The organism is Clostridium sp. L2-50 (genome assembly GCF_000154245.1).
Lineage (GTDB): Bacteria > Bacillota > Clostridia > Lachnospirales > Lachnospiraceae > Coprococcus.
On the sequence record NZ_DS480330.1, the window covers coordinates 1 to 15945 of the forward strand.

Consider the following 15945-nt stretch of genomic DNA (forward strand, 5'->3'; position numbering starts at 1 on the left):
TAAGTTGTGATCTTTGTTCGTTCGGTGTTTCGTACCGCGAACAGTTGATATAATACTAAATCAGACGTCAGATGTCAACACTTTTTTTGACAAAAATTGTATTAAAATAAATACAATCTTATATATACTCTAACGCCTGACTGATATTCGATACTCCTACTACTTTTATGCCCTCTATACTCTTAAGATGCTCTGCATTTGTCTTTGGCATAATACATGTCCTGAAACCCATTTTCACAGCTTCTCTTACACGCTGCTCCGCTGCGGATACGCCACGAACTTCTCCTGAAAGTCCTACTTCACCGAATACGACCATACTCTCATCCAATGGACGATTACGAAAACTGGAAACAAGTGCAAATACAATTCCAAGATCTGCTGCCGGATCATCAAGCCGCATACCACCGGCTATATTGACATATGCATCACTTCCTGATAATACCATCCCCGCTCTCTTTTCAAGTACCGCAAGAAGAAGGTTCACACGATTATAGTCCAAACCAACTGTTGTACGTCTCGGCAGATTAAAGCTGGTCTGGCAGACCAGTGCCTGGATCTCCAACAGGATCGGTCTGGTTCCTTCTAAAGAACATACCACAACCGAACCGGATGTCTGAAGCGGTCTGCCTGCCAGCATAACCTTCGATGGATTATTCACCTCTGATAAGCCGGTTTCAAGCATTTCAAATACACCGATCTCATTTGTTGATCCAAATCGGTTCTTTACCGCACGAAGAATACGGAAGCCTGCATTACGATCGCCTTCAAAATACAACACCGTATCTACCATATGTTCCAGATTTCTCGGGCCTGCTACCGTTCCTTCCTTCGTAACATGTCCAACGATAAAGATCGCTATATCCATCTGTTTTGCCATCTGCATCAAACGTGCTGTTACTTCTTTTACCTGAGATACACTTCCCGGTGCCGAAGCAATATCTTCTACTACTATTGTCTGGATTGAGTCGATAACAATAACCTTCGGTCTGTCCTTCTTAACATATTCTTCTACATCTTCCAGATTATTTACGCACAAAAGCAGCATATCCTTCTGAAATGTACCAATTCGTTCCGCGCGCATCTTGATCTGTGACAAAGATTCCTCGCCTGAAACATAGAGGATCTTATGACCATCCGCCGATAGATTTCTGCACATCTGAAGCAGGATTGTCGACTTACCGATACCGGGATCTCCCCCTACCAAAACAAGAGAACCGTTTACGATTCCTCCTCCAAGTACTCTGTTCAATTCTTCCAGTCCTGTGGAAAATCTTGTCTCATCAGCCGTTTTTACTTCTAAAATACTTGTAGGCACCACAGCAGTCCGTCCTCCGGACTGTTTTCTGGCGCCTACCGTTACTTTTTCTTCACAGAACGTATTCCAGGATCTGCAACCCGGACACTGTCCCATCCATTTTGCTGACTCAAATCCACATTCCCGGCAAAAAAAGATCTGTTTTTCTTTTGCCATATAAACTCCTAGTCAAATGCTTTTCTGACGTCTACCTTTACTTCTCTGCCCGGTTCAAGATCTACACTGATGCTTAACTTGCCACCGAGATTTGTTTTATTCTTTCCTACATATATATCATCAATATGAATCTTGTAATCTGTTTCCGGTTCCAGCTCCAGTGTAATAGATGAGGTCTCTGTTCCTTCTACTATAAATGATACATCTTCTTCTGATGAACGGAAGCCATGTACCGTTGTACCCGGTACTGATTCATATACAAACATACCATTCTTCTCAAGTTTGGTGATCTCATTGAAAGTCTTGATCTTATAGATATCACCTTTATATTCAATACCATCTTTCTTTGTCTTTGTTGCTAATTCATAATTTCCGAAATCCAGTGAATCGGACTCTATGTTAATTAAATCGTTGATTACTGACATTTTTATCCTCCTGTACATTATACTCATGCCTTACCCGGCACTTTTATAATCTGATTATACAATAATGCTCCGGCTTTTGCCACACCAAATATAATCAGTTCACAATTATTTTATAGAATTGGAAGCAACTACTTTTCAGGTTCATTTTTTACTACAAACTTCACCTTATCGTTGCGCACAGTCACCTGAACGGTATCTCCCCGTTTGATCTCACCTTTTAAGACTGCTTCTGCAAGCTCATCTTCTATATTCGTCTGGATCGCACGTTTCAACGGTCTTGCTCCGTATTTCTTATCGTAGCCTTTCTCAAAGATCAGTTTCTTAACTGCATCTCCAAACTTCAACTGAATCTCCATCTGCGATGCAACACGTTGCTTTAATTCTTTTAATAGAAGATTCGAAATATTTCTTACATCATCCTCTGTCAGTGCACGGAATACGATAATGTCGTCAATACGGTTCAAGAACTCCGGCTTGAAGTTCTGTTTTACCTCATCCATAACATTCTTCTTCATATCTTCGTGCTCTGTATCTGCATTTGACGCGGTAACAAATCCAAGCTTCTTCGGATCAATAATCCTCTGTGCACCGGTATTAGATGTCATGATAATTATCGTGTTCTTAAAATCTACTTTTCTGCCCTGAGAATCTGTAATATGTCCATCATCCAGTACCTGCAATAATATATTAAACACATCACTATGTGCCTTTTCTATCTCATCAAACAATATAACAGAGTACGGATTGGAACGGACTTTCTCGCTCAACTGTCCTCCTTCCTCAAAACCAACATAGCCCGGAGGCGACCCGATCAGCTTCGACACACTGTGTTTCTCCATGTACTCCGACATATCGACACGGATCAGCGCGTCCTCGCTGCCAAATACTGCTTCTGCAAGAGCTTTCGACAATTCAGTCTTACCTACGCCGGTAGGTCCAAGGAATAAGAACGAACCAACCGGACGTTTGGGATCTTTTAAGCCTACACGGCTTCTCTTGATCGCCTTTGCTACCGCATCAACTGCTTCATTCTGACCGACAACTCTCTTATGCAGCTCCTCTTCCAGACGTTCCAGACGTTTGGATTCCTGTTCGGTCAGTTTATTTACCGGAATCTTCGTCCATACAGATACAACATCCGCAATATCCTCTGCATCTACTACAACATTTTTCGCATTTTTATTCTGCTTCATTTTATCAAGCTTTGCTTCCAGCTTTCTCTGTTTCTTTAACAGCTCTGCCGCTTCATCGATACCTCCAGCCTCTAAAAGGTTCTCAAGATCATCGGAAAGCGCTTGTATCTCAAGCTCCAATGGCAGGGTCTTCTTTGCTTTTTTTCCGAATCCCAGACGTTTTCTGGAACAGGCTTCATCCATCAGATCAATAGCTTTATCCGGCAGGAAACGGTCACTGATATATCGAACCGATAATGATACCGCTGTTTCCAGTGCCTGATCACTGATCTCTACATGATGATGTTCCTCGTATGCAGGTCGAAGTCCCTTTAAGATCTCTACTGTTTCTTCATTGGTCGGTTCTTCCACATAGACCGGCTGAAATCTTCGCTCCAACGCTGCATCCTTTTCTATATATTTTCTGTATTCTGCACGCGTCGTCGCTCCGATCATCTGGATCTCTCCGCGCGATAAGGATGGTTTTAAGATATTAGATGCATCGATTGCTCCCTCTGCTCCACCGGCTCCGATGATCGTATGAAGCTCATCCACAAACAGAATGACATTTCCGGCATTTTTTACCTCTGCGATCACCTTCTTGATCCGTTCCTCAAATTCTCCACGGTACTTGGAACCCGCTACCATACTGGATAAATCTAATGACAGCAGTCGTTTATCCCGCACCGTATCTGGCACATCTCCTGCAGCGATCAGGTAAGCAATCCCCTCTGCTACCGCAGTCTTACCTACACCCGGTTCTCCAACCATACATGGGTTGTTCTTCATACGCCTGCTTAAAATCTGAAGCACACGCTCTATCTCTTTCTCTCTGCCTATAACCGGATCCAGATTGCCCATACGGGCATCCATCGTCATATCTCTGGAGAACTGGTCCAACGTCGGTGTTGCCGATGCCTTGGATTTATTCTTTCCCTTTTTCAGACTTACAAATTCTTTCTTTGCCGTACTGCCATCCACTCCGCATGCAGACATGATATCTACATATATTTTCTGGATATTTGCCTTTAATGACAGTATGATCTTTACCGCCGTACAATCCAGATGCTTCAAAACGGCAATCAGAAGATGTTCACTTCCTATCTCTGTACTTTCCAGACGTTTTGCCTCATTTCCCGCAAGCTCCAGGATTGACTCTGCGGATTTTGTATATTTGCTTTTTTCTGCACCAAAGTTTCCTCCGGCTAATGGTATCTGGCTTAAGATATTAATGATCGACTGTATCGTTACTCCATTTTCCTGCAAAACAACAAACGGTGCCGTATCACTGACAAAGGTAAGTGCCATCAGCAGATGTTCGCTTCCTATATAATTCTGTCCCAGCTTCTTGGATATCCGTTTAGCTTCTTTTAATATTTCCTGTAATTTTTCACTGTTCGGAAGTTTCAAATTATGTCACCTCTTTTTTCATAGTATATGACATTTTCTGTCCTACTATCTTCTGTTATGATACAAAAGTCCCCGGCTCCCATATATTAGTATGTTCCCCAGAGACTTTTTTCTTTCGTATATCTTTCAATAATAATTAACACTCATCAATCGCTTTACCGATATCATGGCGCATATATTTATTCTCAAATGTGATCCACTCGGTTGCCTTGTATGCATTTGCACGGGCTTCATGAAGATCCTTTCCTGTAGCTGTTACTCCAAGTACACGACCGCCATTTGTTACAACTTTGCCGTCTTCAAACTTAGTTCCGGCATGGAATACATAATATCCGTCCTTGTCTTTGAATGTCTCAAGGCCTGAGATCGGATAGCCTTTCTTATAGGAAACCGGATAACCGTCAGATGCAAGTACTACACATACAGCAGCGTTGTCTTCAAATTCAAGCTCTACCTGATCCAGTGTTCCGTCAATACAAGCCTCAAATACATCAATGATATCATTCTTCATTCTAGGAAGAACAACCTGCGCCTCCGGATCTCCAAATCTTGCATTATATTCCAGTACCTTTACGCCCTGTGGTGTGATCATAAGTCCGCAGAATAATACGCCCTTGAATTCTCTTCCCTCTGCCTTCATGGCTGCCATTGTAGGCTTGTATATATTCTCCATGCAGTAATCTGCGATCTCATCTGTATAGAATGGGCTTGGTGAAAATGTTCCCATTCCACCGGTATTCAACCCCTGATCACCGTCCTGTGCACGCTTATGATCCTGTGCAGAGGTCATTGGTTTGATCGTTGTACCATCACAGAATGCAAGAACAGACACCTCACGTCCTGTCATGAATTCCTCGATAACCATAGTATTTCCCGCATTTCCAAAATGCTTATCCAGCATGATCTCTTTTACGCCGGCTTTTGCTTCTTCCAGATCCTTACAGATCAGAACACCTTTACCAAGTGCCAGTCCATCTGCTTTTAATACGATCGGAAAGCTTGCCGTTTCAAGATATGCAAGTGCTGATTCTGCATCTGTAAAATTCTCATATGCGGCTGTAGGTATATTGTATTTTTTCATAAGATCCTTGGAAAATGCCTTTGAACCTTCGATGATCGCTGCATTTGCACGAGGACCGAATGCACGGATACCTGCCGCTTCAAATGTATCGACTGCACCGGCAACCAACGGGTCATCCGGAGCTACAACTGCAAGATCAATTGCTTCCTTCTTTGCGAAATCAACCAGTTTATCAAATTCCATAACACCGATATCCACACATTCTGCCAGTTCTGCAATACCTGCATTTCCCGGTGCACAATAGATCTTTGTTACTTTACTGCTCTTTGCAATACTTGTAATAATAGCATGCTCTCTTCCGCCGCCACCTACAACTAAAATCTTCATTTGTTTTCCTCCTGTCAGTCTTCTACAACTGTTATGCCGTCTTCGATCCGAACCTTTCCATGTGCGATCTTATCAATAGCAGCAGGTAGAATATTCCACTCTGCCTGCTCCATGACTCTCTGCTGAAGCACCTTCGGAGTATCTCCGTTTTGTACTGCAACCGCTTTCTGCATAATGATCGGACCAGTATCGGTTCCTTTATCTACAAAATGTACCGTAGCACCTACTACTTTTACACCTCTTTTTAACGCTGCCTCATGAACCTTGAGTCCATAATAGCCTGTGCCACAAAAAGCAGGGATCAGGGAAGGATGGATATTGATAATCCGATTCTCAAATACATCGATCACGCTCTCCGGAATAACTACAAGGTATCCCGCAAGTACGATCAGATCCGGATTCACTTCCTGTAAAGTCTTCAACAGGTTCTCATTAAATACTTCTCTTGTTTCAAAATCCTTTGGTGATACTACGATATCTTTTATACCTGCCTGTTTTGCACGTTCCAGTGCATAGGCATTTTTATTATTACTGATAACTGCTGCGATCTCGGTGTCTGTGATCTTTCCTGCTGCGATCGCATCAATGATCGCCTGCAAGTTCGTACCGCCACCGGAAACCAGAACTGCTATTCTTAGCATAAATCTACTCCCTTTTCACCGGCTACTACTGTACCGAGAACAAATGCCTTGTCTCCGGCACTCTCTATAGCTGCTATTGTCTTATCTGCATCTGCAGGATCTATTGCAAGGCACATACCAACGCCCATGTTATATGTGTTGTACATCATATGCTCATCTATATCGCCCTTCTTTGCAAGGAGCTTGAATATAGCAGGCACTTCATATGAGTCCTTCTTCACCTGTGCACGAGCTCCGTCCGGAAGCATTCTTGGAATGTTCTCATAGAAACCGCCACCTGTAATATGGCTGCAACCCTTAATCATTACACCGGCATCCTTTACTGCCTTTAATGCTTTTACATAAATTCTTGTCGGAGCAAGAAGTGCTTCGCCAAGTGTTGTTCCGAGTTCATCATAATATGTATCCAGAGATTCCTTTGTCATCTCAAATACTTTACGAACCAATGAGAAACCATTGCTGTGTACACCGCTGGAAGCGATACCGATCAATGTATCTCCGGCTTTGATATTCTCTCCTGTGATAAGTTCATCCTTCTCTACGACACCTACAGCAAATCCCGCAAGGTCATACTCATTCTCCGGCATAAGTCCCGGATGCTCTGCTGTCTCACCGCCAACTAAAGCTGCACCGGACTGGTTACAGCCTTCTGCAACACCACTTACGATCGTAGCGATCTTTTCCGGATAATTCTTACCACATGCTATATAATCCAGGAAGAAAAGAGGTTCTCCACCAGAACATGCAATATCATTCACGCACATAGCCACAGCATCGATTCCGATCGTATCGTGCTTATCCATGATATATGCAAGCTGTACTTTTGTACCGCATCCATCTGTTCCAGACAGTAATACAGGCTCTTTCATCTCTTTGATCTTTGCAAGACTGAACGCACCAGCAAAACCTCCGATACCACCTAATACCTCTGGTCTCATGGTTGTCTTGATGTGCTTCTTCATAAGTTCTACTGACTTATATCCTGCCTCAATATCAACGCCGGCATTCTTGTAATCCATTGTAAAATCCTCCTGTTTTATCCATTATAAAGTGCATTTTCATGCCAATTGATTCTTATAAATTATACGGGATTAATTTCTGTTTGTAAAGAAGCCATTCTCACAAATATACCAGCCCAAAACAGGTCTCTGTTCGGCACAATTTTGTTCATCAGCAAAGCGTGTTTCTTTTTTTTAAAAATACTATATAAATATCAAATATAATTTGATAATGATTCCCATTTATGGTAATATAATATCATATGCAGAGTAACTGTATTTTCATTAACAAGAGGTAGTTGTATGACAAATAATAGATTAAACATCGGATTATTCATATGTCATCTCGACAATGAATATGCAAATGAAATATGTAAAGGAGCTGAATACGCAGCGAAAGAGCTAGACGTGAATCTCATCGTCTTTCCGGGCATGTTTTTAAATGCTTCATTTAACGATCCTGAAAACGAAATTTATGATTATCAGTACAACTCTGTTTTTTATTATGCTAAAAAAGAAAATCTGGATGCCCTGATCGTGTCCGTTGGCACGATTGCATCTTTTATATCACAAAAAAGTATCGAAGCATTTTTGGATACCTTTAAGGATATTCCGATTCTTACTCTGGAATCTAAGGTTTCAGGTTATCCTTGTTTACAGACCGACAGTACTGCCGGTCTTCGAGATGCCATTGAACATCTGATTATTCATCACAACCGAAAGCATATCTGTTTTGTTGCCGGAAGAAAGACAAATGAAGATGCTCTGGAACGTTTGAATGTATACCGAACTACAATGAAAGCTCACAACATACCGGTCACCGAAGATATGATCGTATACGGTGATTATTCTGAATACAGCCGTGAGATTGTCAGCAAACTGCTTGATGATAATCCGGATGCTGATGCAATCATTTTCTCTAACGATCAGATGGCTATCGGCGGCTATCAGGAATTGAAAAGCCGTAACATCCGAATCGGAGCTGATATCAGTGTAATCGGTTTTGACAACTCTCCCGGTTCCGTAACTATGGTTCCACCCCTTACAACCGTAAACGCGAACACCCCGGCATTGGGCTATCGTGCCGTTGGCAAGATAATTCAGGATATTAAGACAGGCGAATTCTGTTCTTCTGTCTTGGATTCCCACTTTGTAAAACGATTATCATGTGGGTGCATTCTGCATGAAAATACCGAACATATGCCGATTGACAATTTCTCTACTGTAACAGATATTCTGGAATACTGTGATGATTCTATTTTAGGCAACATTAAAAACAGCTTTTTTGGTACGATTGTTCTTGATCAGATCAACAGCATCTGGAAGGATATAATAGAAATTGCTATTTTACCAAAGGCAAAACCATATCCAAAGAATCTGATTGTAGACAAACTGATGACATTATTGTCATCTCCTGTCACAAGTTTCTTTTCAGTAACCAATATTGCATTTTCATTCCGTTGTTTTTCCGGTGTCATCATAGCATTAATCAACGATCCGGATAAACGGTCTGAATACTATCGGCTAAATTCTCATATTACAAGTGCTATCGCACAGTTTTTGTCAACTTCTTTGTACCAACAGGAACATGACAGCAAAACGGGATCATGGTCTTCAATCTATATTACAAGAGATACTCTTACATATGGAACCGATACAGCAAAAACCTTTTCATCTATGCTTGCTAAATTAAAAGACCTTGGATTTGCAGCATCTTATTTATATGCGTATGATGAGCCCGTCGCCATTCAACCGGACGGAAGCTGGAAAACGCCGGATACTTTGTATCTTCAAGCTTTTTACAATCCAAAACATACAGCTGTTTTATCAGGTGAAACACGTCGTATTGCATCTACCGATATCTTCGACAATGAATATACCGGTTTTGAAGATAGATTTACCGTTGTTATTGTTCCTATTTTTACAAATGAACAACATCATGGTCTGTTTGTATGCAATACAGATGTAAATCACTTTGGACACATTTATACAACTTCTCTTCATCTTGGTGCTTCTTTTAAATATTTATCACTTTTAAAAGAACAGATCCAGACAAAAGAACAATTAGTAATGTCCTTAAATGAGATCCATGAAAAAAATGAGCTGTTAAATCACCTGTCTACCTCCGATGAACTGACCGGAGTCAATAACAGACGTGGATTAATGGAAAAAGTAGAATACCTGATCAATAAACCTGCCAATCATGGACGTAAGGCAATGCTACTGTTTGCAGACATGGACAGCTTAAAGATCGTAAACGATAAATTCGGACACAACGATGGAGATTTTGCTTTAAAGAATATTGCAAATATCCTGATGACAAGTTTCCGGGCGAGTGACATTGTTGGTCGAATCGGCGGTGATGAGTTTGTATGTTTTGCTTTCATTGATGATCTTGATTTTCCTAAGACTGTACAGGCAAGGATTCAGGAGTTGTCCAATGAATTAAATGAAACCTGTGGCAAACCATATTATATCGAAATGAGTGTCGGTGTATCGGAATTTTCCTGCGATCCGGATATCAAGATTGAGGATCTGTTAAGCCAGGCAGACAGCGCACTGTATTCAAATAAACGATATAAGCGAATGTCTGTTTTAAAATAATAAAATACGATACGAATACTAACTTCTTTATAAAAGCACAGATAAACGCTATGAAATAAAATAAACCATATAAATGATAGTTTCTCTCCCATGTTCAGGATGATGAATCCACTCTCATTTATATGGTTTATTTTTTATTTTGCCTCTTTAAACGGCTCATTTAACATCTCTGTTCCCGGAAGAACAAATCTGCCATTTTCGATAATGGCAACTTTGGTTCCATCTGCATGAACCGAATAAATGCCTCCGATCTCATCATATGGTATCGTAATATCGGTATGGCAGTTAAAATATGCCTTGCTGATATCCGTCTTTCGAAGGATCGAGCACTCATTATCCTTTGCAACGATTTCCTTGCCGTCCGGATTATGAAGGATATTTTCTTCGCTCCAGCTATAGCAGGTATCACCGACTGCAAAATGCGGCCCCATCTTCTCTACGATCAGAATCGGCAGTTTATATACCATGTTATATTTATTTGCAAGTACATATGCGGTCGTATTTGTTCCGATTGCAAACTCTCCGATCGGCAGTGTCTCCCGTCCGCCCAGAAGATTGTCCTTTACAAATTTGATATTATCTTCTTCTCTGTCAAAGTTCTTGCAGGTATAGGTTCTGATCTTTCCATCTTCAAAGGTCAGCTTGAGATCGACATATTTCAGATCATTCAGATAGACCTCACTTACATTTAAAACTCCATGCGTTCCGGTAAGCTTCGGCGATGTAAAAACCTCGCCAAGAGGAATATTCACATCCGCCAGACAGTTCTCAAAATTTGTCTCTGTCTCCGGGCGCTCTAACACATGCAGCATTACCTTCATATCAGTCTGATTGCCATTCTGTCCGATCACATGTACCCATTCTGCCTGATCCAGCTCATCGATGATCGTCTGATGAATCGGACGATATGCATTACTCTCCAAATTGTTTATTCGAATGATCTGTTCAAATATCTCCTCATAATTATCTCCGATCTCAGGCATTGGATATGCGATGATTGTAAAGCTATACTCATCTCCCGGTATATATTCATTCACGATCTGTGACAGTTCATTGGTATATTCCACACCAAGCTCCTGCTGCTTCTTGCTAAGCGTAAGCTGTCCTGGCTTGCTTACCGGTTCAAACGGTGTCTCACCAAAGATCTCGATACACGCCGGTCCTGCATATACGGACGCCTCATATCTGTATTTCTCATAAGCGCCTCGCATTATCTCTAACTTTCGTTCCATCAGCTTACGATCAAGGAATAACGCCTGATCCATCTGATGATCGTAATCCATCTGCTTATTTACCGGAGTACCTACATAACCAATCCGGTTCATTCTGATCCGATTGATCCGGTTGGTATCATAACGGAAGCATAACGGTTCCAGCCCCATATCACGGAACTGGAGGATTGCAGCTTTTACGATACGCTCCATACCGATCGAATAGCGGATGTTTACATGCTTCTTTTTTGATATATCAATTCCGGCTGCTACAAAGCCCTGTCGAAACCCTTCTGTATAAGTCCGGGCGATCGACGCCACTTTTTCTGATGACATCCTGCGAAGAAACGCTTCCGTTTCCAATTCATTCTTTCCGATGTATTCGCCATATTCATATAAATAGCTGTTATCTCCGTCTTCACATTTCATGACAATATCTGTCGCAAAGGAAAGAATCGGATCCATCTTCTCACGCACACGATAATCCATGAAGAACTCCGCATAATCATGTTCAAAATAATAAATGGCATCTTTTACTGCTTTAACAGATGGAAAATCCTCAAAGATCCCATATACCTCCACAAACAATTCAAACCATACAGTAAGGTCTACAACTCTTCCTTCAAATGCTGCCGCGATCAGTCCATGGAATTCATAACAAAGAAATGTCAGATAGTCAGCAAATAAATATTCCCGCTTGTCTATGTCTTCAATCTCGTTCTCTGCTATTTTCTCACCAAACATCTGTCTGGTGTATTCATAGTTGCAATAACTCGTTTCGTAATTTTCAGGCATAACATCCTGATAAAGTGCTGCATTTATCTGCTGTAATTCGCCCGCTGTACAGCTCTCCGAAATGGGCATCCCACTTTTTACCTTTTCGATCACTTTATCTAACTGCAGTAAAAATTCTCCAGTTCTTACAAAATAATCCCGATACCGCATGTCCACTGTTTCTTCTTTTGTGATCGAACGGATCCGCTCAACCATCAGTTCGTAACGATCTTCGATATCTTCATATTCTGCTGTTATATCCTTATAATATGTCATTTATTGTCTCCCTTTATGTTCCCAAGTTGAATGTTCTTCCGAAACACCTCATCGATCACCTGATATAACGTCTCTGATCCCTCCGGTGTCCGCTTATTTCTGCCATACACCTGACTCTCAAAAACTCCATGCTCTTTCCAGCCTTTTCCTCCGACTGCATCGCATAACATAACCGGTGCCAGATTATCCATCACATGTGCAAATTTGGCTTCCGGCGTCTGATACTCCTCAAATTCATCCCATAGCCCACGAAGCTTCTTTGCCTGATCTTCCGGCAGGATATTAAATATCCGGTCAGCAGCCTTCAATTCCCGCTCTCTTTTTGTTGCATTTGCATTTTTATCATATGCATATGTATCACCTGCATCTATCTCGATCAGATCATGAACCAGCAGCATGGAAACTACTCTTAATACGTCAACCGGTTCATTTGAATATTCCGCCAGTAAGATTGCCATAAGTGCAATATGCCAGGAATGTTCTGCATCATCTTCTTTTCTGATTCCATCTGTCAGATACGTCTGTCTGACTACAAATTTACTCTTGTCTACTTCCAATATAAAATCCAGCTGTTTCCTTAATCTTTCGTCCATATACTACATCCCCTTAATAAAAAAGATACCCGCTATCACAAATACAACAATATTCAGGTAAACAGCCATTTTTTTAGATGTGACACCGCCTTCCTCAGAATGGTATCCGATTACGCCAAATACGATTCCTGTTAATGCCATCAAAAATGCACTGATCATCAATACACCATAGATACGTTCTACCGCACCTCTTGATATAATAGATTTGATCACGGACAGTACTATAAAAACACCACCGAGTATTCCTAATATATACGAAATTGTTGTATCTCTTGAATTTCCGGAAGGAGCCATCCTGAAATCACTGTTTTTCAAACTCTTTTCTCCTTTTTCTGTCAAATCTTGCTAAAATATAATAAATAATATATCCAATCATACCGCCAAAGGTATTCATGATAATATCATCCACGTCAAACACCCCAAGTTTTGTTATCAACTGTACCAGTTCAATACTTAACGAAAACGCAAATGCCGCCAGAGTCGCTGTAAAAAATCCGGTCTTTTTACCTCTGACCCAGCGGATCAACATTCCAAATGGTACAAAAGCAAGAACATTTCCAACCAGATTCAACATCACGCTTGTGGTCGTCATATAACTTCTGTACTTTACGAAACGCTTAATCTCGAGAAACGGTGTCAGATTGTACCGCATCTCTTCATATCCATGTCCCCTTCCAAACATATCACTGAATATCAGAAAATAGACAATGGATATACTGTATAATATAAATAGCACCAGGCATAACACCCGCAGCTTTTTCTTATTTTCTATGCTCAATGCCAGCCTCCAGGTAATATTATTTCCTCATTTTTATTAACTGGGTAAGAAGTCTGTCTGCACACTCCTCTTTACTCATCTGTGGCAATTCAATATCCTCATCCTGTGTGATCAATGTCAGCACATTGGTATCTGTCCCAAATCCAGCCCCCGCTGTCTTTAAATTATTTGCTGCGACCATATCGATCTTCTTTTTTTCCAGCTTCTTTCTGGAATTCTCTAACAGATTCTGTGTCTCCATCGAAAATCCACATATGATCTGTCCGGCAAGTCTGCTGTCCCCGTTTGTCTTTCTTGCCTTTTCTCTCTGCATTCCAAGAAATGCAAGAATATCCTTTGTTCTTGTAAGCGGAATGCTCATATCAGCATCCGATTTCTTGATCTTGTTATCTGCTACCTCTGCCGGTCTATAATCAGCAACTGCGGCTGCCTTAATAATGATATCCTGATCAGCACTGGCTGCCGTTACAGCTTCATACATATCCTGTGCAGAAGTAACCGGAACCACTGTTACGAATTTTGGTGGTGCAATCGCTACCTTTCCTGTTACGAGGGTTACGTCTGCCCCACGGAGCATCGCCTGTCTCGCGATCGCATACCCCATTTTACCGGTTGAATGATTTGAGATAAAGCGAACCGGGTCAATTGCTTCCATCGTAGGACCTGCAGTAACAAGTACTTTTATTCCCTGCATGTCTTTCTCTGCTGCGATATTTTTTAATATATAATCAACTAACAACTGCTCACTCGGAAGCTTTCCCTTGCCTGTATCTCCGCAGGCAAGGTATCCGCTTGCCGACTCTATGATCTCATAGTCATAGGACTGCAGTTTTCTGATATTATCCTGAACGATCGGATTCTCTAACATATTCGTATTCATTGCAGGTGCGATCAGCTTCGGACATTTTGCTGCCATGATCGTAGTGCTCAACATATCGTCAGCAATTCCGCCTGCAATCTTCCCAATGATATTTGCCGATGCAGGAGCGACCATAAAGACATCTGCCCGTTTTGCAAGTGCAACATGCTCTACGTTAAACTGAAAATTACGATCAAAGGTATCCACCAGACACTTATTTCCTGTTAAGGTCTCAAATGTGATCGGATTGATAAAATTGGTCGCATTTTCTGTCATGATGACATTTACATCTGCATGCAGTTTTACAAGCATACTGGCAACATTTGCCATCTTATATGCTGCTATACTTCCTGTTACACCTAAAACAACGGTCTTATTCTTTAACATCATTTTCTCCATTCTGCATCGTATCATTGAAAATCATTCTGTCCGGAACGAATCCTGATCCGGCTGTTATTTGTTCATATCAAGGATAAAGTTATCGATCAATCTTGCCTTGCCAAATCTGACTGCCATAGCACAAAGGACATGTCCCTCTACTATATCGATTGACTTCATAGTATCCATATCCACCATCTCAACATAATCAATATCTGCAAGTGGCTCTGATCCGATCAGGTCTTTCATTGCTGCTACAATCTTCTTCGCATCTCGCTCACCATCTTCGATCATTTTCTGTCCAAGCTTAACTGACTTGCTCAGTACAACTGCTGCCTGACGTTCTTCCGGCTTCAGATAAATATTTCTGGAACTCTTGGCAAGACCATCTGCCTCACGGATGATCGGACATCCAACGATCTCAATATCCATGTTCAAATCTGTAACCATACGCATAATGATCGCAAGCTGCTGTGCATCCTTCTGACCAAAATAAGCACGATCCGGCTGAACGATATTGAATAATTTATTTACAACTGTACATACACCTTTGAAATGTACCGGACGAGTCAGTCCGCATAATGCATCCGGAAGCCCTGTCATATTGACATAAGAACAAAATCCCGGCTTATACATTTCTTCCGGTTCCGGATGAAAGATCACATCTGCACCTGTTGTCTCGCATAACTTTGCATCTGCATCAAGATCTCTTGGATAACTCTCCAGATCCTCTGTTGGTCCAAACTGCATCGGATTGACAAATACAGATACAACGGTTCTGTCATTCTGTTCTACGGATTTCCTGATCAGACTCTGATGTCCCTCATGGAGATATCCCATTGTTGGTACAAGTCCAACACTTAAGCCTTCTTTCTTCCATGCCTTAACCTGACTTCTTACTTCATCTACTGTTTTTAAAATCTTCATTTCTGATTTCCAGTCCTTTC

General features: G+C 41.4%; 13 protein-coding genes. 1 reads left to right on the forward strand and 12 read right to left on the reverse strand.

Annotated elements, in window-relative coordinates; translation table 11 throughout:
* Positions 1-118: 118 nt before the first annotated feature.
* From radA to purM, 6 genes are all read right to left on the reverse strand, one after another.
* On the reverse strand, positions 119-1471 hold the full coding sequence (radA, locus tag CLOL250_RS13035; protein ID WP_008403062.1) for a DNA repair protein RadA: 1353 nt from the start codon (positions 1469-1471) through the stop codon (positions 119-121).
* An 8-nt stretch (positions 1472-1479) separates the two neighbouring features.
* Positions 1480-1896: a hypothetical protein gene (locus CLOL250_RS13040; protein WP_044946278.1), complete on the reverse strand. Its 417-nt coding sequence runs from the start codon at positions 1894-1896 to the stop codon at positions 1480-1482.
* Between the two features lie 128 nt (positions 1897-2024).
* Complete coding sequence (locus CLOL250_RS13045; protein ID WP_008403064.1) at positions 2025-4478, reverse strand: ATP-dependent Clp protease ATP-binding subunit; 2454 nt, start codon at positions 4476-4478, stop codon at positions 2025-2027.
* 136 nt (positions 4479-4614) lie between these two features.
* A complete protein-coding gene (purD, locus tag CLOL250_RS13050) occupies positions 4615-5886 on the reverse strand; it encodes a phosphoribosylamine--glycine ligase (protein ID WP_008403065.1) in 1272 nt (423 codons plus the stop codon).
* Between the two features lie 14 nt (positions 5887-5900).
* Entirely contained in the window at positions 5901-6527 is a 627-nt protein-coding gene (gene purN / locus CLOL250_RS13055; protein ID WP_008403066.1) for a phosphoribosylglycinamide formyltransferase, read from the reverse strand.
* Positions 6521-7546, reverse strand: a complete 1026-nt coding sequence (gene purM / locus CLOL250_RS13060) for a phosphoribosylformylglycinamidine cyclo-ligase (protein WP_008403067.1) — start codon at positions 7544-7546, stop codon at positions 6521-6523. The genes purN and purM overlap by 7 nt, the downstream gene beginning before the upstream one ends.
* Positions 7547-7828: 282 nt before the next feature.
* On the opposite strand from purM, the gene CLOL250_RS13065 reads away from it, so the two are divergent.
* Positions 7829-10129: a diguanylate cyclase gene (locus CLOL250_RS13065; protein WP_008403068.1), complete on the forward strand. Its 2301-nt coding sequence runs from the start codon at positions 7829-7831 to the stop codon at positions 10127-10129.
* A gap of 134 nt (positions 10130-10263) precedes the next feature.
* Here CLOL250_RS13065 and CLOL250_RS13070 read toward each other — a convergent pair whose 3' ends face one another.
* From CLOL250_RS13070 to panC, 6 genes are all read right to left on the reverse strand, one after another.
* Entirely contained in the window at positions 10264-12390 is a 2127-nt protein-coding gene (locus CLOL250_RS13070) for an aminopeptidase (RefSeq protein ID WP_008403070.1), read from the reverse strand.
* Positions 12387-12983 (reverse strand): HD domain-containing protein, encoded by a 597-nt coding sequence (locus CLOL250_RS13075; protein WP_008403072.1) that lies wholly within the window; start codon positions 12981-12983, stop codon positions 12387-12389. The genes CLOL250_RS13070 and CLOL250_RS13075 overlap by 4 nt, the downstream gene beginning before the upstream one ends.
* Positions 12984-12986: 3 nt before the next feature.
* Entirely contained in the window at positions 12987-13298 is a 312-nt protein-coding gene (locus CLOL250_RS13080) for a hypothetical protein (protein ID WP_243104420.1), read from the reverse strand.
* Positions 13285-13761: a VanZ family protein gene (locus CLOL250_RS13085; RefSeq protein WP_044946281.1), complete on the reverse strand. Its 477-nt coding sequence runs from the start codon at positions 13759-13761 to the stop codon at positions 13285-13287. The genes CLOL250_RS13080 and CLOL250_RS13085 overlap by 14 nt, the downstream gene beginning before the upstream one ends.
* A 19-nt stretch (positions 13762-13780) precedes the next feature.
* Positions 13781-15007 carry a bifunctional phosphopantothenoylcysteine decarboxylase/phosphopantothenate--cysteine ligase CoaBC gene (gene coaBC, locus CLOL250_RS13090; RefSeq protein ID WP_044946283.1) on the reverse strand — a complete coding sequence of 409 codons (1227 nt, stop codon included), beginning with the start codon at positions 15005-15007 and terminating at the stop codon, positions 13781-13783.
* A 66-nt stretch (positions 15008-15073) separates the two neighbouring features.
* Entirely contained in the window at positions 15074-15925 is an 852-nt protein-coding gene (panC, locus tag CLOL250_RS13095) for a pantoate--beta-alanine ligase (RefSeq protein ID WP_008403076.1), read from the reverse strand.
* Between the last annotated feature and the right edge of the window lie 20 nt (positions 15926-15945).

Coding starts and splice junctions, on each gene's coding strand:
- radA (WP_008403062.1), bottom strand. CDS start 1,471: ATGGCAAAAGAAAAACAGATCTTTTTTTGCCGGGAATGTGGATTTGAG.
- CLOL250_RS13040 (WP_044946278.1), bottom strand. CDS start 1,896: ATGTCAGTAATCAACGATTTAATTAACATAGAGTCCGATTCACTGGAT.
- purD (WP_008403065.1), bottom strand. CDS start 5,886: ATGAAGATTTTAGTTGTAGGTGGCGGCGGAAGAGAGCATGCTATTATT.
- purN (WP_008403066.1), bottom strand. CDS start 6,527: ATGCTAAGAATAGCAGTTCTGGTTTCCGGTGGCGGTACGAACTTGCAG.
- purM (WP_008403067.1), bottom strand. CDS start 7,546: ATGGATTACAAGAATGCCGGCGTTGATATTGAGGCAGGATATAAGTCA.
- CLOL250_RS13065 (WP_008403068.1), top strand. CDS start 7,829: ATGACAAATAATAGATTAAACATCGGATTATTCATATGTCATCTCGAC.
- CLOL250_RS13070 (WP_008403070.1), bottom strand. CDS start 12,390: ATGACATATTATAAGGATATAACAGCAGAATATGAAGATATCGAAGAT.
- CLOL250_RS13075 (WP_008403072.1), bottom strand. CDS start 12,983: ATGGACGAAAGATTAAGGAAACAGCTGGATTTTATATTGGAAGTAGAC.
- coaBC (WP_044946283.1), bottom strand. CDS start 15,007: ATGTTAAAGAATAAGACCGTTGTTTTAGGTGTAACAGGAAGTATAGCA.
- panC (WP_008403076.1), bottom strand. CDS start 15,925: ATGAAGATTTTAAAAACAGTAGATGAAGTAAGAAGTCAGGTTAAGGCA.